This window comes from Streptomyces sp. NPDC007084 (assembly GCF_040703595.1).
Classification (GTDB): domain Bacteria; phylum Actinomycetota; class Actinomycetes; order Streptomycetales; family Streptomycetaceae; genus Streptomyces.
In genome coordinates this window covers 89693-107237 of record NZ_JBEYFY010000022.1, presented here as the reverse complement: position 1 = coordinate 107237, position 17545 = coordinate 89693, and the positions used below count along the sequence as shown (strand labels likewise).

The window sequence follows — 17545 nt, the reverse complement described above, 5'->3', positions numbered from 1 at the left end:
GCTTCGTGGCGATGTTCCGACTTCAAGGCAGCAAGGTGCTGGCCGTCGACATGACCGGGGACGCCGTGAAGGCGAAGAACGGCTCGATGGTCGCGTACGACGGGCAGATGGCCTTCAAGAAGCTGAGCGGCGGCGGTGAGGGCGTCCGGGGGATGGTGACCCGGCGGCTGACCGGCGAGCAGATGACGGTGATGGAGGTGCGGGGGCACGGGACGTGCTGGTTCGCGGACCGGGCCTCGGAGATCAACCTGGTGGGGCTTCAGGGGGACAAGCTGTACGTGGAGTCGAGCAACCTGCTGGTGACGGACGCGGGCCTGCGGACCGGGACGACCTTCACGGGCCTCCGCGGCGCGTCCCAGGGCAACGGGCTGTTCACGACGACGGTGGAGGGCCACGGCCAGGCGGCGATCATGTCGGACGGCCCCGCGGTGGTGCTGCGGGTGAGCGCGCAGTACCCGCTGACGGTGGACCCGGGGGCGTACATCGCGCACCAGGGGAACGTACGGCAGTCGCTCCAGTCCGGTGTGACGTTCCGCACGCTGCTCGGCGAGGGCGGCGGGGAGGCCTTCCAGATGCGGTTCGAGGGCGACGGGCTGGTCTATGTGCAGCCCAGCGAGCGGAACACGATCGCGGGGGATGTGTGAGATGCCGTTCCGCGAGGTGAACTCGAAGATGGTCGAGGCGACCGTGGTGCCTGGGCAGCGGCTGTTCAGCCAGCGGGGCGCGATGCTCGCCTACAAGGGCGAGGTGTCGTTCACCCCGAACATCCAGGGCGGGCAGGGCGGGGTGATGTCGATGATCGGCCGCCGGCTGGCCAACGAGGCGACTCCGCTGATGACGGTGGAGGGTTCGGGCACGGTGCTGTTCGGGCACGGCGGCCATCATGTGCAGGTGATCGAGCTGTCCGGGGACACCCTGTACGTGGAGGCGGACCGGCTGCTGGCCTTCGACGGCACGTTGCAGCAGGGGACGATGTTCCTGGGCTCGCAGGGCGGGGTGATGGGGATGGTCCGGGGCCAGGTGACGGGCCAGGGGCTGTTCACCACGACGCTGAAGGGGCACGGCGCGGTGGCGGTGATGGCACACGGCGGGGTGTTCGAGGTGCCGATCACCCCGCAGCGCCCGGTGCACGTGGACCCGCAGGCGTACGTGGCGCACCACGGGGAGGTGCGCAACAAGCTGTCGACCGCGCTGGGCTGGCGGGACATGGTGGGCCGGGGTTCGGGCGAGGCGTTCCAACTGGAGCTGAGCGGCAGCGGTTCGGTGTTCGTGCAGGCGTCGGAGGAGAAGCTGTGAGCGGGTACGGGGCCCCGGGCGGGCCGGTGATCCATGATCCGATGTCGCTGCCGGTCGACGACAACGTGAACAACTACACCTTCTGCGTGGAGCTGCGGGGCAGCCAGTGGTTCCTGCAGAAGGGCAAGATGATCGCCTACTACGGGTCGATGGAGTTCAACGGGATCGGGCACGGCCGGCTGGACCGTCTGGTGCGTACTTCGTTCCATTCGCCTCTGCACGCGAGCGACTGGGTCGTGGCGGAGGGTTCGGGCAAGATGCTGCTCGCCGACCGGGCCTTCGATGTGAATTCGTACGACCTGGACGACGGCAACCTGACCATTCGCTCGGGCAACTTGCTCGCTTTTCAGCCAAGTCTCGCGCTGAAGCAGTCGATCGTGCCGGGCTTCCTGACGTTGATCGGAACGGGCAAGTTCGTGGCCGCGTCCAACGGGCCGGTGGTGTTCATGGAACCGCCGATCCGGGTGGACCCGCAGGCCCTCGTCGGATGGGCGGACTGCCCCTCTCCGTGCCACCACTACGACCATGGGTACATGACAGGCGTGCTGGGCGGTCTACGTGCGATGACGGGGCTCGGCGGGGCCTCCGGCGAGGAGCACCAGTTCGAGTTCGTGGGGGCGGGTACGGTGCTGCTCCAGTCGACCGAGACCCTGATGGCGGAGCAGGCCGTCGGGGCGCCTCCGCAGCAGGCCGGAGTGCCGGGTGCGGGCGGGCCGGCGGGGCAGCACGGGCAGCAGTCGGGGGCACCGCGCCTTCCCGGACAGCTCGGAGACCTCCAGCGTCGCTTCGGGCTGTGAGCGGTAGTCTGCGGAGTGTGACATCGAACGCGTGCGCACCGTCACACCACCCTCACTAGTTCGCCTTTCAACATTTTAGGTAGACTTCATTTATGGAGACCGAGACGGCCACGCGCTGGCTGACCGATGCGGAGCAGTGCGCCTGGCGCACCCACCTGGAGGTCAACAGGCTGTTGACGTATCAGCTCGAAAGGGATCTTCAGCCCTTCGGGCTGACCCTGAACGACTACGAGATTCTGGTGAACCTCTCCGAGTCGGAGGGCGACCGGATGCGGATGAGCGACCTGGCGTCCGCCACCCTCCAGTCCAAGAGCCGCCTCTCGCACCAGATCACGCGGATGGAGAGCGCCGACCTGGTGCGCCGCGAGAACTGCGAGTCCGACCGGCGGGGACTGTACGCGGTCCTCACCGAGCATGGCTTGGAGACCATGAAGAAGGTCTCTCCACACCATGTCGCCTCCGTGCGCAGGCACTTCATCGACCTGCTGTCGCCTGAGGCGCTGGAGGACCTGCACAAGTCGCTGCGGCCCATCGCCGAGCATCTGCGCGGCCAGCGCGGCAAGCCGTAGCACCCGCCGTACCCGCCGGGGAGACCCGGACCGAGCCGCGGCGCACCCACCGGGAGCGCCGCGGCTCTGTCGTGGGCCGGCCCGCTTCCCGGAGCGCCGGACGCCTCAGGACGCCGGGCGGGGCAGCCGCAGCACGAACAGCGCTCCGCCCGAGGGCGCCTCGCCCAGCGTGAGGGTGCCCCCGTGCCGTACGGCGACGTCCCGGGCGATGGCGAGACCGAGGCCCGCTCCCCCGTCGTCCCGGCTGCGGGCGTCGTCGAGCCGTACGAACCGCTCGAAGACCCGCTCGCGCTGGGCGGCCGGGACCCCGTCGCCGTCGTCGGCCACGGTCAGCTCCGCCCAGCCGCCCGCCGCGCGCACCCGCACCTCGACCCGTTCCCGGGCGTGACGCCGGGCGTTGTCCAGCAGGTTGGCCAGCACCCGCGCCACCTGGCCACGGGACCCGGACACCTCCACCCCGTCCTCGACGTCGACGGCGATCCCGGCCCTGCGGCCCGCCTCCTCGGCCGCGAGCGCGCCCAGGTCGAAGCGCCGCCCGTCCGCGGGCCGCTCCCCCGCGTCCAGCCGGGCGAGCAACAGCAGATCGGCGGCGAGCCGCTGGAGCCGTACGGTGTCCTCGACCGCGCCCGCCACATCGAGCAACTCCGGGTGCGCGGCGCCCACTTCGAGCTGGGTGCGCAGCGAGGCGATGGGGCTGCGCAACTCGTGGGAGGCGTCGGCGACGAACCGGCGCTGGCGCTCCACCGACTCCTCCAGCGCGGACAGGGTCTCGTTGGTGGTGCGGGCGAGCCGGGCGACCTCGTCGTGGGTGTCGGGGACCGGGACGCGGCGCGCGAGGTCCTGGGAGGCGGTGATGGCGGCCATCTCGCCCCGGATGCCCTCCACGGGCCGCAGGGCACGCCGGGTGACCCGCCAGGTCACCGCCGCGACCGTCGCGAGCAGCAGGGGCAGGCCGATCAGCATGGCGGTCAGGGCGGTGCGGACGGCGCCCTGTTCGGCGGCGAGCGGGGCGCCGGCCCAGACGGTGAGGGTGACGTCCTGGGGTGTGGTGACCTCGACGGCGGCGAACCGGTAGTCGGCGGTGCCGCCGTCGACGGTGGCGGTGCCCTGGCCGGTGCGGACGTTCTCGGAGATCTCCCCGACGGCGGGATCGTCGTCGCTGTCGCCGCTGTCGTCGTCCCCGCCGCTGTCGTCGTCCCCGCTCTCGTGGTCGCTGCCGCTGCCGCTGCCCTTGCCGCTGCTGTCGTCGTCGCCCTCGGTCTTGCCGCTGCCGCTGCTCCCCTTTCCACTGCCGCTGTCACGGCCGCGCCCGCCGTGGTCGTCCCCGCCGCGGTCGTCGCCGCCGCGGTCGTCGTCCTCGTCGTCGTCCGGGGTGCTCGCGGACGGAGAGGGAGGGGTGGAGCGTAGGGACGGTTTGGTGGACGGGGTGGACGGGGTGGACGGGGCCGGCGCCGGCGCCGGGCGGACGGTGGTGACTCCTGTGCCGCTGATGCTCTCCAGGTCGTCGCTCGCGGCCACGAGGCGTTCCCGCTCGTCGGCGACCTGGACGGGGTGTTCCTCGGCGTCGCCGAGTTCGAGGTCCTGGTAGGCGATGCCCGCCGCGAGCTGCGCGGCGACGTGCCGGGCGGCGGTGTCGGCCTGGGAGTCCGCCTGGCCGACGAGGTCCGCGCGCAGCGAGAGCAGCACGGCGGCACCGGCGACGACCAGTACGACGGCGACGACCAGCGTGGCACCGAGGGTCGCCTTGGCCCGTACGGAACCGAACACCCGCCTCACGGCCGCGCCTCCAGGCGGTACCCGGCACCGCGCACGGTCCGGATGAGGTCGGCGCCGAGTTTGCGGCGCAGCGCGCTGATGTAGACCTCGACGATGTTGGGGTCGCCGTCGTAGGCGAAGTCCCAGACGTGTTCGAGGATGTCGGCCTTGGAGACGACCTCGCCGGGCCGCAGCACGAGGTGTTCGAGGACGGAGAACTCCTTCGCGGTGAGGGCCACTTCGGTTCCGTCGCGCTGGACGCGGCGGGCGGCGGTGTCGACCCGCAGCGGTCCGAGGACGTGCACGGGGGACGCTCCGGCCGGTCCGCGCCGGCGCAGCAGCGCCTTGACCCGGGCGACCAGGACCACGTAGGAGAACGGTTTGGTGAGGTAGTCGTCGGCGCCGGTATCGAGCCCCTCGGCCTCGTCGTACTCGCCGTCCTTGGCGGTGAGCATCAGGATCGGCACGTCGTGGCCGCCGGCGCGCAGGGCGGCGCACACGCGGTAGCCGTTCATGCCGGGGAGCATGATGTCGAGGACGACGAGGTCGTAGCCTCCCCCGGCGGCCCGGTGCAGTCCTTCGAGGCCGTCGTGCACGACGTCCACGGCGTAGCCCTCGGCCCGCAGGCCCGCGGCGAGCGACAGGGCGAGCCGCTTCTCGTCCTCCACGATCAACAGGCGCATGGAGACAGGGTCGCAAACCGAACCTGAAGACGGCTTCAGGTTCTCCTTCCTGAAGCCGTCTTCAGGTTCCTTCAGGCTGGCTTCAGCGTCCGCCCCGCAGATTGGTCCACGTCGTCCCGGTCGCACCGCTTCCGGCGGAGCCTCCGGGACGGGACAGCGTGAACCAGCCGACATCGGGAGGGCTTTCCATGAAGCGCAACATCGTCATCGCCACGGTCGCGGCCGCGGCTCTGATCGCCGGGGGCACGGCGACGTCCCTGGCCGTCACGGGCACCGACACCACGGCACCGGAGTCGGCACCGGCGTCCGCATCGGCGCCGGCGCCGCGGTCGAGCGGGCACTCGGGGGCCGACGACGACCGGGACGACAAGGCCGTACACGGGACGAGCCTGGCCGGCAGCAAGGCCGGCGGTTCGGCCGTCACCGCGCAGGACGCCATCGCCCGCGCCCTGGCCCATACGCCGGGTACCGCCGTCGGCGCCGAACTGGACGCCGAGAACGGCTCCTTGGTGTGGGAGGTCGAGATCATCGGCCGCGCCGGCGCCTGGCACGAGGTCCGGGTCTCCCCGTCCGGCGGCACGGTGCTCGGCTCCCGGACGGGGCACGAGGACGACATCGCCCGGGTGCGGGCGGCCCTGAAGGGGGCCTCCGTCTCGGCAGCCGAGGCCGCCCGGGCCGCCGCCGCGAAGGGCAAGGTCATCGAGATCGACGTGGACGACGACAGCCGGACGCCCGCCTGGAAGGTCGAGACGCTGACCTCGAACGGCGTCGAGCGGGAGTGGCGCGTCGACCTCGGCACGGGCCGGGTCACGGCGGACCGGGACCACAGGTCGGACGACGACGCGGACGACGACTTTGACGACGACGGGGCGCGGTCCGCGCGGGGCTCGGACGACCGTACGGAGCGTGAGCGTGGCTCGGACGACGGGGCCACGCATGCCCGCGGTTCGGGGGACGACGACGGGGCCGGGCACGACGCTCAGCACGGGAACGGGCGTGGACAGGGGCACGGGCAGGGTCACGGTCATGGGTCGGACGACCGGCCGGGCCACGAGGCGGGGGACGACTCCGGACAGGGATCGGGGCACGAGGCGGGGGACGACTCGGGGCACGGGTCGGGGCACGAGGCGGGGGACGACTCCGGGCACGGGTCGGGGCACGAGGCGGGGGACGACTCGGGGCACGGGTCCGACGACGACTGACCGACCGCGGACGGGAGCGGGAGACGGGGACGCGGACGCGAACGGGAACGGGACGGGGACGGGACGGGGACGGGAGTCCGGCCGCGGGCGGGGCGGGGGTGATGCGCACAGGCGTCGCCTCCGCCCCGCCCGCTGCCCGCAGCCCGCAGCCCGCAGCCCGCAGCCCGCTGCCCGCTGCCCGCGGGCAGTCGATCCTCGGACCCCGCACGCGACCCGTCAGACGCGGCTCCGATCGGCCTCCTCGCCCGGGTCCGTCCCCCGCTCCGATACGGCGGCCCGGTGCGCCCCGGCTGCCGTCGGCGGCGTAGATGACCGTGCCGTCCACCCCGTACGCACGGAGACGAGTGCCGCCGTCAGGGAGACCGCCCCCGAGATCACGAAGCACCAGCCCAGCGGCAGACGGCCCACCAGCAGGCCCACCCCGGCCGCGCCGCCCGAACCGCCCGCGTTAACGGCGGTGTTGACCCAGGCGCCGGCCTGAGTACGGATGCCCGGCGGAACGGACGCGTCCGCGATCAGGTAGGCCGTCGTGAGGGCCGGGGCGACGAAGAAGCCCGCGCAGGCGACGGCCACGGTCAGGGCGCCGAGCCCCGGCGCGAGGGCGGCACCGAACAGGGCGAGACCCAGTCCGCATGCCGTCAGCGGCAGCCGTACGCCAGGGGAGAGCCGCCAGTCGACGGCGCCGTTGAGCAGGCCGCCCAGCGCGCTGCCCAGCGACAGGGCGGCGAGCACCCAGGCCACCGCACCGGCGCGGTGGTGGTGCTGTTCGGCGAACGCCAGGACCAGGAGGTCGACGGCGCCGAGGGACAGACCGACGCCGAGCGCGACGACGACGGGTTGCGCGAGGGCCCGGCCACCCTGCCAACGGCGCCTGGAGCGGCACGACTTCACCGGGGCAGGACGCGCGCCCGCGACCACCGGGGACAGGACGAACGCCAGGGTTCCCGACCAGACGAGCAGGGCGCTCAGCAGGACCGCCGCGGCGGGTGGGGCCCACTGGACGACCGCGCCGACGACGAGCGGACCGGAGACGAAGAGGATCTCCTCCAGGACGCCGTCGAGACCGTAGGCGCGCTGCAACAGCCGTTCGTCGGGGACGAGTTGGCTCCACACGGTTCGCATGGTGGGGCCGAGGGGCGGGGTGCAGGCGCCGGCGGCGATGGCGAGCGCGCCGATCACGAGGGCCGGCGCTCCGGGCCGCCAGGCGGTCACGGCGAAGGCGGTGAGGAGGCCGGCGTAGAGCGAGGCCATGGGGATCAGGGCGCGGCGGGCGCCGTGCCGGTCGACGAGGGCCGCCCGGGCGGGCGACAGGAACACGCTCGCGGCGCCGAACAGCGCCATGACGGCCCCGGCCACGGCGAGTGAGCCGGTGGCGTGGCCGGTGGTGAGCATCAGGGCGAGCGAGACGAGCCCGTACGAGAGGCGGCCGGTCAGCGCGGCGGCGACGGTGCGGCGGGCGTGGGGAATGCGGAAGAGCGCGGCGTAGGAAGGCCGCGGGGATGACCCGGACATGGGTGTGGTTCCTCGACTGCGAGGCGGGACGGGGGACGCCGGAGTGCCGCGACGCCCCGGCCTCGAAGCCGCCGGTACGTCACGGGCCTGGGCGGGCCCTACGCCGAGTGGAGGAACATGGGCTCAAGGTAACAGCGACCGCGAGAAGCCGACCAGGGGACAAGCCTGGCTGCACCCGTCACCCCGGCCACCGCGACGGCCCGGGTCACCCCGGCCACCCCGGCCACCCCGGCCACCCCGGCCACCGCGACCGCCCGGGTCACCGAGCCACGGGGACCGCCCGGGTCACCGAGCCACCAGGTCACCGGGCCACCGAGCCACCGAGCCACCGAGCCACCGAGCCACCGAGCCACCGAGCCACCGAGCCACCGAGCCACCGAGCCCAGGATGCCCGCGTGAAGTCACCCCCGCCTCGCGGGCGTCCGGCGCGGACCAGGGGCACCCAGCCCCCCTCCCCCACACCCCCGTCAACCCTCCGTGATCCCCTCCACCAGGGTGTCCGCCGCGCGGTAGGGATCGAGTTCGCCGGCGACGATGCGTTCGGCGAGGGCGCTGAGGCGGCGGTCGCCGTGGAGGTCGCCGATGCGGCGGCGCAGGGCCGTGACGGCGATCGTCTCGACCTCCTGGGAGGCCCGGGCGAGCCGGCGTTCGGCGAGGACGCCGTGCTCCTCCATCCAGGCCCGGTGCTTCTCCAGCGCCTCGACGACCTCGTCGATGCCCTCGGAGCGGGCGGCGACCGTCTTGACGATCGGCGGGCGCCAGTCGCCGGGGCCCCGGGACTCCCCGAGGCCGAGCATGTGGTTCAGCTCGCGGGCGGTGGCGTCGGCGCCGTCGCGGTCGGCCTTGTTGACCACGTACACATCGCCGATCTCCAGGATTCCGGCCTTGGCGGCCTGGATGCCGTCGCCCATGCCGGGGGCGAGCAGCACGACGGAGGTGTCGGCCTGGCGGGCGATCTCGACCTCGGACTGGCCGACGCCGACGGTCTCCACGAGGACCACGTCGCAGCCCGCCGCGTCGAGGACGCGGATCGCCTGCGGGGCCGCCCAGGCGAGCCCGCCGAGGTGGCCGCGGGTCGCCATGGAGCGGATGTAGACGCCGGGGTCGGAGGAGTGGTCGGACATGCGGACGCGGTCGCCGAGGAGCGCGCCGCCGGAGAACGGGGAGGACGGGTCGACGGCGAGGACGCCGACCCGCTTGCCCTGCCGCCGGTAGGCGGTCACCAGCGCCGAGGTCGAGGTGGACTTGCCGACGCCGGGCGAGCCGGTGAGCCCGACGACGTAGGCGTTGCCGGTCAGCGGGGCCAGGGCCGCCATGACCTCACGGAGCTGCGGTGCCGCGCCCTCCACCAGGGAGATCAGCCGGGCCACCGCCCGCGGTCGCCCTTCTCTGGCCTGGGACACCAGCGTGGAGACGTCCTGCATCACAGCTCCGTTCACGAGAGATCAGGATCGGCGGATCAGGCCTCGGCCATCCGGAAGATGTCAGGCCTCGGCCACCCGAACGATCTCAGGCCTCGGCGACCCGGACGTTCTCAGACCTCGGCCACCCGGACGTTCTCAGGCCTTGGCGACCCGGACGATCAGGGCGTCGCCCTGGCCGCCGCCCCCGCACAGGGCCGCCGCGCCGACCCCGCCGCCGCGCCGCTTCAGTTCGAGGGCGAGGTGCAGGACCAGGCGGGCGCCGGACATGCCGATCGGGTGGCCGAGGGCGATGGCGCCGCCGTTCACGTTGACCTTGTCCGTGGAGACCCCGAGGTCCTTCATGGACTGGACGGCGACGGCCGCGAACGCCTCGTTGATCTCGATGAGGTCGAGGTCGCCCACCTCCAGGCCCTCCTTCTTCAGGGCGTGCAGGATGGCGTTCGAGGGCTGCGACTGGAGGGAGTTGTCCGGTCCGGCCACATTGCCGTGGGCGCCGATCTCGGCGATCCAGTCCAGGCCCAGCTCCAGCGCCTTGGCCTTGCTCATCACGACCACGGCGGCGGCGCCGTCGGAGATCTGGGAGGCGCTGCCGGCGGTGATGGTGCCGTCCTTGGTGAAGGCGGGGCGCAGCTTGCCGAGGGACTCGGCGGTGGTCTCCGCGCGGATGCCCTCGTCCTTGCTGAAGACGACGGCCTCGCCCTTGCGCTGCGGGATCTCGACCGGGGTGATCTCCGCCTCGAAGACGCCGTTCTTCTGGGCGGCGGCGGCGCGCTGGTGGGAGAGGGCGGCGATCTCGTCCTGCTCGGGGCGCTTGATGCCGAGGCGGGTGTTGTGCTTCTCGGTGGACTCGCCCATGGCGATGTTCTCGAAGGCGTCGGTGAGGCCGTCGTACGCCATGGCGTCGAGCATCTCGATCGCGCCGTACTTGTAGCCCTCGCGGGACTTGGGGAGCAGGTGCGGGGCGTTGGTCATGGACTCCTGGCCGCCGGCGACGACGACGTCGAACTCGCCGGCGCGGATGAGCTGGTCGGCGAGGGCGATGGCGTCGAGGCCGGAGAGACACACCTTGTTGACGGTGAGGGCCGGGACGCTCATGGGGATGCCCGCCTTGACGGCGGCCTGACGGGCCGGGATCTGCCCCGCGCCGGCCTGGAGCACCTGGCCCATGATCACGTACTGCACCTGGTCGCCGCCGATGCCGGCACGGTCGAGGGCGGCCTTGATGGCGAATCCTCCGAGGTCGGCCCCGGAGAAGGACTTCAGCGAGCCCAGCAGCCGTCCCATGGGCGTCCGGGCGCCCGCGACGATCACCGAGGTCGTGCTGTTCGATCCAGACATGAGGTGCGATCCCCTTACCGGCTTGCACAGCCGAGGAGTGAACGAGGGTTTACTGAGAATGTACTGAGCGGTAGTGCCACCCGTCATCCGGCCCGCAGTGTGATCGCGCGCACGTTGCGTAACCACGCCGGGAGCGCTGCACTGGCAGCATGCTGACGCGAATCGACCACATCGGGATCGCCTGTTTCGACCTCGACACGACTGTCGAGTTCTACCGTGCGACGTACGGCTTCGAGGTGTTCCACACCGAGGTCAACGAGGAGCAGGGTGTGCGGGAGGCCATGCTCAAGATCAACGAGACCTCCGACGGGGGTGCCTCCTACCTCCAGCTGCTGGAGCCGACCCGGGAGGACTCGGCCGTCGGGAAGTGGCTGGCGAAGAACGGCGAGGGGGTGCACCACATCGCTTTCGGCACCGCCGATGTCGACGGCGACGCGGCGGACATCCGGAACAAGGGCGTCCGAGTCCTCTACGACGAGCCCCGCACGGGGTCGATGGGGTCCCGGATCACCTTCCTGCACCCCAAGGATTGTCATGGAGTCCTGACAGAACTGGTCACTTCGGCGACGGTTGAGTCACCTGAGCACTGACCTCCGTATATCTGGGCCGGTAGGGTTGGGGGCGGCCGTCGCCTTCACGGGGGAACGGCCGGGTCCTGCCGCTTTCGGGCGTGCGGGACCAAGGGCCGGGGTCCAGGTTTCGGGGGGCGAGCGTCGGGGCAGCAGCCCGTGCTCCGCCGTTGATCTGACACCATTCCCCGGGGGCCCCGTTCGGCGGATGGACGGTGCTCGTTCGGAAAGACTTGCGACCAGGGGACGGATGGGACCGCGCAGTGCGGGGCTACGAACGCCAGGAGCGAGAGCCGGCGGCTGACGTCGACCACCTCTCTCGGTTCGAGGCCGAGATGGAACGGCTGAAGACCGAGCGGGAGAAGGCCGTCCAGCACGCCGAGGACCTCGGCTATCAGGTCGAGGTGCTGCGCGCCAAGCTGCACGAGGCGCGCCGCAGTCTGGCGACCCGTCCTGCCTACGACGGGGCGGACATCGGCTATCAGGCCGAGCAGTTGCTCCGTAACGCCCAGATGCAGGCCGACCAGCTTCGCACGGACGCCGAGCGGGAGATCAGCCAGGCGCGCGCGCAGACGCAGCGCATCCTCCAGGAGCACGCCGAGCAGGCCGCCCGGCTCCAGGCGGAGCTGCACCAGGAGGCGGTGACCCGCCGCCAGCAGCTCGACCAGGAGCTGGCCGAGCGCCGGCAGACTGTCGAGGCGCACGTCAACGAGAACGTGGCGTGGGCTGAGCAGTTGCGGGCCCGGTCCGAGTCGCAGGCCCGCCGGCTCCTCGACGAGTCGCGCGCGGAGGCCGAACAGGCGCTGGCCGCCGCCCGCGCCGAGGCCGAGCGGGTCACGGCGGAGGCCCGCCAGCGGCTCGCGAACGACGCGGAGGCGGCCCGCGCGGAGGCGGAGGCGCTGCTGCGCCGGGCCCGCGCGGACGCCGAGCGGCTGCTGAACGCGGCGTCGACGCAGGCGCAGGAGGCCACCGACCACGCCGAGCAGCTGCGCAGTTCCACGGCGAGCGAGTCGGACAACGCCCGCCGGCAGGCGGCCGAGCTGAGCCGGGCCGCCGAGCAGCGGATGAGCGCCGCCGAGACGCGGCTGCGGGAGGCGCAGGCCGAGGCGGACAAGGTGCTGTCCGAGGCCAAGGAGGCGGCGGCCAAGACGCTGTCGGCGGCCGAGTCGGCCAACGAGCAGCGCACCCGGACGGCGAAGGAGCAGGTCGCCCGGCTGGTCAGCGAGGCCACGAAGGAGGCCGAGTCCACCAAGGCGGAGGCCGAGCAGCTTGTCGCGGAGGCGCGGGCGAAGGCCGAGACGATCGTCGCGGAGGCCGAGGAGAACGCGCGCAGTCTCACCGCCGAGGAGACCGCCTCGCAGCTCGCGCAGGCCGCGCGGACCGCCGAGGAGGTGCTGAACAAGGCGTCCGAGGAGGCCAAGCGGACCACGAAGGCGGCGGCCGAGGAGGCCGAGCGGATCCGCACGGAGGCGGAGACCGAGGCCGACCGGCTGCGGGCCGAGGCGCACGACATCGCCGAGGAGCTGAAGGGCACGGCGAAGGACGACACCAAGGAGTACCGCGCCAAGACCGTCGAACTCCAGGAGGAGGCGCGGCGGCTGCGCGGTGACGCCGAGCAGCTGCGGTCGGACGCGGTCGCCGAGGGCGAGCGCATCCGTGCCGAGGCCCGGCGCGAGGCCGTCCAGCAGATCGAGGAGGCGGCGCGGACCGCCGAGGAGCTGCTCGCGAAGGCGAAGGCCGACGCGGACGAGCTGCGGCAGGCCGCGACGGCGGACAGCGAGAAGGTCCGCACCGAGGCGATCGAGCGGGCGACGAGTCTGCGCCGGCAGGCCGAGGAGACGCTGGAGCGGACCCGCGCGGAGGCCGAGCGGCACCGTGCGGAGGCCGTCGAGCAGGCCGAGACGATCACCGCGGACGCGGAGCGGGCCGCCGAGCGGCAGCGCGAGGAGACCGAGCGGGCCATAGCGGCCCGGCAGGCCGAGGCCGCGGAGAACCTGGCACGGCTGCACACGGAGGCCGAGGAGCGGCTGACCGCCGCCGAGCAGGCGCTGACGGACGCGCGCGCGGAGGCCGAGCGGATCCGCCGGGAGGCGGCCGAGGAGACGGACCGGCTGCGGTCGGAGGCCGCGGAGCGCATCCGCACCCTCCAGGCGCAGGCGGAGGCGGAGGCCGAGCGGCTGCGCGACGAGGCGGCGGCGGACGCGTCGGCGTCCCGCGCCGAGGGCGAGGCCGTCGCGGTGCGGCTGCGGTCGGAGGCCGCGGCCGAGGCGGAGCGGCTGAAGTCGGAGGCGCAGGAGAGCGCGGACCGGGTGCGCACCGAGGCGCAGACCGCGGCGGAGCGGCTGGCCGCCGAGGGCGCGGAGACGCTGGCCGCCGCTCAGGAGGAGGCCGCTCGGCGGCGCCGGGAGGCCGAGGAGACCCTTGGTTCGGCGCGCCAGGAGGCCGACCAGGAGCGGGAGCGGGCCCGCGAGCAGAGCGAGGAACTGCTCGCCTCGGCGCGCAAGCGCGTGGAGGAGGCGCAGGCCGAGGCCGTACGGCTGGTCGAGGAGGCCGACCGGCGGGCGAGCGAGATGGTCGCCGGCGCCGAGCAGACCGCGCAGCAGGTGCGGGACGCGGTGGCGGGGCTGCACGAGCAGGCGCAGGAGGAGATCGCCGGGCTGCGCTCGGCCGCCGAGCACGCGGCGGAGCGTACGCGCACGGAGGCGCAGGAGGAGGCGGACCGGGTCCGTGCCGACGCGTACGCCGAGCGGGAGCGGGCGTCGGAGGACGCGTCGCGGCTGCGCCGGGAGGCGTCCGAGGAGACGGAGGCGGCCACCGCGCTCGCCGAGCGGACGGTCGCGGAGGCGATCGCCGAGGCGGAGCGGGTGCGTTCGGACGCCGCGGAGCACGCGCAGCGGGTGCGGACCGAGGCGTCGGACACGATCGCGAGCGCCGACCAGGACGCGGCGCGGACCCGCGCGGACGCCCGGGAGGACGCGAACCGGATCCGTTCGGACGCGGCGACGCAGGCGGACACCCTGATCACCGAGGCGGCGGCGGAGGCCGAGCGGCTTCAGACGGAGACGGCGGCGGAGGCCGAGCGGGTCCGCGCCGAGTCGGTCGCCAAGGCGGAGAAGCTCATCGAGGACGCGACCGGGGACGCGGAGCGGCTGCGTGCCGAGGCCGCGGAGGCGGTCGGGTCGGCGCAGCAGCACGCCGAGCGGGTGCGCACCGAGGCGGAGCGGGTCAGGGCGCAGGCGGCCGAGGAGGCCGAGCAGGTCACGGCGGCGGCGCGCGAGGAGGCGGAGCGGACGCTCGACGAGGCCCGTCAGGAGGCCAACAGGCGGCGTTCCGAGGCGGCCGAGCAGGTCGACACGCTCATCTCCGAGACGGCGGCCGAGGCGGACAAGCTGCTCGCGGAGGCCCAGCAGAGCGCGCAGAAGACGACGGCGGACGCCGAGTCGCAGGCCGACACCATGGTCGGGGTGGCGCGGGGCGAGGCGGAGCGGCTGGTCTCCGAGGCGACCGTCGAGGGCAACACCCTGGTGGAGCGGGCGCGTACGGACGCGGACGAGCTGCTGGTCGGCGCGCGCCGGGACGCGACCGCGATCCGGGAGCGGGCCGAGGAGCTGCGGGACCGGATCACCTCGGAGATCGAGGAGCTGCACGAGCGGGCCCGCCGCGAGTCGGCCGAGGCGATGAAGAACGCGGGCGACCGGTGCGACGCGCTGATCAAGGCGGCGGAGGACCAGCTCGCGCAGGCCGAGGCGAAGGCCAAGGAGCTGGTGTCGGAGGCGAACTCCGAGGCGAGCAAGGTGCGGATCGCCGCGGTGCGCAAGGCGGAGGGTCTGCTGAAGGAGGCCGAGCAGAAGAAAGCGTCCGTCATCGCCGAGGCCGAGAAGATCAGGTCCGAGGCCATCCAGGAGGCCAAGGCGGCCGTCGAGGAGGGCAAGCGGGATCTGGAGGTGCTGGTGCGCCGGCGGGAGGACATCAACACGGAGATCTCCCGGGTCCAGGACGTGCTGGAGGCGCTGGAGTCCTTCGAGGCGCCGGGCGGCAAGGACGGCGGCGTCAAGGCCGGTGCGACGGTGGGGGCGCCCCGATCGGGTGGCAAGTCGTCGGACAGCTAGCCAGAACCGCCCATTCCGTGCTTTGAGGGGACCTTTGGTGCGGGCTCTGGCAAGCCATCCGGCGGCTAGCCACCCAAAAGGAGTGTCATTCTCCAGATCAAACACGTATCCGCTCGATGACACACCGCTTTGACCCCTAGGATTCCACCTATCACCTCACCGGTCTCATTCGACAGGAACCCCATGAGCGACACTTCCCCCTACGGCTTCGAGCTTGTGCGGCGTGGGTACGACCGCGCTCAGGTGGACGAACGCATTTCGAAGCTCGTCTCCGACCGTGACAGCGCTCTGGCCCGTATCACCGCCCTGGAAAAGCGCATCGAGGAGCTGCACCTCGAAACGCAGAACGCCCAGGCCCAGGTCAGCGACGCAGAGCCGTCGTACGCCGGTCTCGGCGCGCGTGTCGAGAAGATCCTCCGCCTCGCCGAGGAGGAGGCCAAGGACCTGCGCGAGGAGGCGCGTCGCGCGTCCGAGCAGCACCGCGAGCTGGCCGAGTCGGCCGCCCAGCAGGTGCGCAACGACGCGGAGTCGTTCGCCGCGGACCGCAAGGCCAAGGCGGAGGACGAGGGCGTCCGGATCGTCGAGAAGGCCAAGAGCGACGCCTCGCAGCTTCGTTCCGAGGCGCAGAAGGACGCGCAGTCCAAGCGCGAGGAGGCGGACGCCCTCTTCGAGGAGACCCGCGCCAAGGCCGCCCAGGCCGCCGCCGACTTCGAGACGAACCTCGCCAAGCGCCGTGAGCAGTCGGAGCGGGACCTGGCGTCGCGTCAGGCCAAGGCCGAGAAGCGTCTCGCGGAGATCGAGCACCGCGCGGAGCAGCTCCGCCTGGAGGCCGAGAAGCTGCGGACGGACGCCGAGCGCCGCGCCCGCCAGACGGTGGAGACGGCCCAGCGCCAGGCCGAGGACATCGTCGCCGACGCGAACGCCAAGGCCGACCGCATCCGTTCGGAGTCCGAGCGCGAGCTGGCCGCCCTCACCAACCGCCGCGACTCGATCAACGCGCAGCTCACGAACGTCCGCGAGATGCTCGCGACGCTCACGGGCGCCGCGGTGGCCGCCGCCGGCACGCCGGCCGAGGACGAGCCGATCTCGCGCGGGGTTCCGGCGCAGCAGTCCCGCTGAGCACGCGGTACCGGCAAGCGGTTCGACACCAGGGCCCGCTCCCTCACCGAGGGTGCGGGCCTTGTCGTACGGTCCGTCAGGTGGCAGGCGGCGAGGGGCGGTCTTAGCGTGGCCGCATGATCGAGCTTGAGGGGCTGACCAAGCGGTACGGCGAGAAGGTGGCGGTGAACAACCTGAGCTTCGCCGTCAGACCGGGCATCGTGACCGGCTTCCTCGGTCCCAACGGCGCGGGCAAGTCCACGACCATGCGGATGATGCTGGGGCTCGACCGGCCCACCTCGGGCGACGTACGGATCGACGGGCAGCACTACGACCGGCTGAAGGACCCGCTGAAGTACATCGGAGCGCTGCTGGACGCGAAGGCCATGCACGGCGGGCGCAGCGCCTTCAACCACCTGCTGTGCCTCGCGCAGAGCAACGGCATCCCGAAGGCGCGGGTCCACGAGGTCCTCGACACGGTCGGGCTCACCGGGGTCGCCCGGAAGAAGGCGAAGGGGTTCTCGCTCGGCATGGGCCAGCGGCTCGGCATCGCGGGCGCGCTGCTCGGCGACCCGCGGATCTTGATGTTCGACGAGCCGGTCAACGGGCTCGACCCCGAGGGCATCCACTGGATCCGCAACCTGATGAAATCCCTCGCCGCCCAGGGCCGTACGGTCTTCGTCTCCTCGCACCTGATGAGCGAGATGGCGCTGACCGCCGACCATCTCGTCGTCATCGGCCAGGGCCGGCTGCTCGCCGACACCTCGATGGCCGACTTCATCCGGCAGAACTCGCGGTCCTACGTCCGTATCCGCACCCCGCAGCGGGAGCGGCTGCTCGACGTGCTGCACGGGGAGGGGATCACCGTCATCGAGACGGGCGGCGGCCCCCTGGAGGTGGACGGCGGGAAGCCCGAGCAGATCGGTGAGCTGGCCGCGCGGCACCAGATCGTGCTGCACGAGCTGAGCCCGCAGCAGGCCTCGCTGGAGGAGGCGTTCATGCAGCTCACGGCGGAGTCGGTGGAGTACCACGCGCACACGGGCCCCGAACCGGGCGGCCCGCTCGCAGCGCCGGGCGGTCTCGGCGCACCGGACCCGCGGGACCCGGGGGGCCTTTCGGCGTCTCCGGGTGCGCCGGCGTCACCGAATCCGCCCCCGGCCCCGCAGTGGGGCAGCGACTGGAAGAAGGGCTGA

Annotated in this window: 14 protein-coding genes; 9 read left to right on the top strand and 5 right to left on the bottom strand. The window is 72.8% G+C overall.

Annotated features, from left to right (window positions below; translation table 11 throughout):
• Positions 1-11 precede the first annotated feature (11 nt).
• The 4 genes from AB0912_RS19865 (at position 12) to AB0912_RS19850 (ending at position 2662) form a co-directional block, all read left to right on the top strand.
• Positions 12-644 (top strand): AIM24 family protein, encoded by a 633-nt coding sequence (locus tag AB0912_RS19865; protein ID WP_366701426.1) that lies wholly within the window; start codon positions 12-14, stop codon positions 642-644.
• Position 645: 1 nt separating this feature from the next.
• Complete coding sequence (locus AB0912_RS19860; protein ID WP_366701424.1) at positions 646-1296, top strand: AIM24 family protein; 651 nt, start codon at positions 646-648, stop codon at positions 1294-1296.
• Positions 1293-2093: an AIM24 family protein gene (locus AB0912_RS19855; protein ID WP_366701398.1), complete on the top strand. Its 801-nt coding sequence runs from the start codon at positions 1293-1295 to the stop codon at positions 2091-2093. The genes AB0912_RS19860 and AB0912_RS19855 overlap by 4 nt, the downstream gene beginning before the upstream one ends.
• A 92-nt stretch (positions 2094-2185) precedes the next feature.
• Positions 2186-2662, top strand: coding sequence for a MarR family transcriptional regulator (locus AB0912_RS19850; RefSeq protein WP_366701396.1), 477 nt, complete (start codon positions 2186-2188; stop codon positions 2660-2662).
• Positions 2663-2767: 105 nt separating this feature from the next.
• Here AB0912_RS19850 and AB0912_RS19845 read toward each other — a convergent pair whose 3' ends face one another.
• Both AB0912_RS19845 and AB0912_RS19840 read right to left on the bottom strand, forming a co-directional pair.
• The gene (locus AB0912_RS19845; protein WP_366701394.1) at positions 2768-4438 is read right to left on the bottom strand and encodes a HAMP domain-containing sensor histidine kinase; all 1671 of its coding nucleotides are present in this window, start codon (positions 4436-4438) and stop codon (positions 2768-2770) included.
• Positions 4435-5100 (bottom strand): response regulator transcription factor, encoded by a 666-nt coding sequence (locus AB0912_RS19840; RefSeq protein WP_366701392.1) that lies wholly within the window; start codon positions 5098-5100, stop codon positions 4435-4437. Before AB0912_RS19840 ends, AB0912_RS19845 begins: the two co-directional genes overlap by 4 nt.
• Positions 5101-5288: 188 nt before the next feature.
• Between AB0912_RS19840 and AB0912_RS19835 the strand changes: the two genes are divergently transcribed.
• Positions 5289-6302 carry a PepSY domain-containing protein gene (locus tag AB0912_RS19835; RefSeq protein WP_366701390.1) on the top strand — a complete coding sequence of 338 codons (1014 nt, stop codon included), beginning with the start codon at positions 5289-5291 and terminating at the stop codon, positions 6300-6302.
• Between the two features lie 216 nt (positions 6303-6518).
• On the opposite strand, the gene AB0912_RS19830 is transcribed toward AB0912_RS19835, so the two are convergent.
• The 3 genes from AB0912_RS19830 to AB0912_RS19820 all read right to left on the bottom strand — a co-directional run bounded on the left by AB0912_RS19830 (position 6519) and on the right by AB0912_RS19820 (position 10576).
• Positions 6519-7814: an MFS transporter gene (locus AB0912_RS19830; RefSeq protein WP_366701388.1), complete on the bottom strand. Its 1296-nt coding sequence runs from the start codon at positions 7812-7814 to the stop codon at positions 6519-6521.
• Between the two features lie 467 nt (positions 7815-8281).
• A complete protein-coding gene (gene meaB, locus AB0912_RS19825) occupies positions 8282-9238 on the bottom strand; it encodes a methylmalonyl Co-A mutase-associated GTPase MeaB (protein WP_366701422.1) in 957 nt (318 codons plus the stop codon).
• A 135-nt stretch (positions 9239-9373) separates the two neighbouring features.
• On the bottom strand, positions 9374-10576 hold the full coding sequence (locus AB0912_RS19820) for an acetyl-CoA C-acetyltransferase (protein ID WP_366701386.1): 1203 nt from the start codon (positions 10574-10576) through the stop codon (positions 9374-9376).
• Between the two features lie 149 nt (positions 10577-10725).
• Between AB0912_RS19820 and mce the strand changes: the two genes are divergently transcribed.
• From mce to AB0912_RS19800, 4 genes are all read left to right on the top strand, one after another.
• Entirely contained in the window at positions 10726-11166 is a 441-nt protein-coding gene (gene mce, locus AB0912_RS19815; protein ID WP_081219478.1) for a methylmalonyl-CoA epimerase, read from the top strand.
• A gap of 242 nt (positions 11167-11408) precedes the next feature.
• Positions 11409-15254 carry a polarized growth protein Scy gene (scy, locus tag AB0912_RS19810; protein WP_366701384.1) on the top strand — a complete coding sequence of 1282 codons (3846 nt, stop codon included), beginning with the start codon at positions 11409-11411 and terminating at the stop codon, positions 15252-15254.
• A 183-nt stretch (positions 15255-15437) separates the two neighbouring features.
• The gene (locus AB0912_RS19805) at positions 15438-16373 is read left to right on the top strand and encodes a cellulose-binding protein (protein ID WP_121406020.1); all 936 of its coding nucleotides are present in this window, start codon (positions 15438-15440) and stop codon (positions 16371-16373) included.
• Positions 16374-16489: 116 nt separating this feature from the next.
• Positions 16490-17545, top strand: coding sequence for an ABC transporter ATP-binding protein (locus AB0912_RS19800; protein WP_366701382.1), 1056 nt, complete (start codon positions 16490-16492; stop codon positions 17543-17545).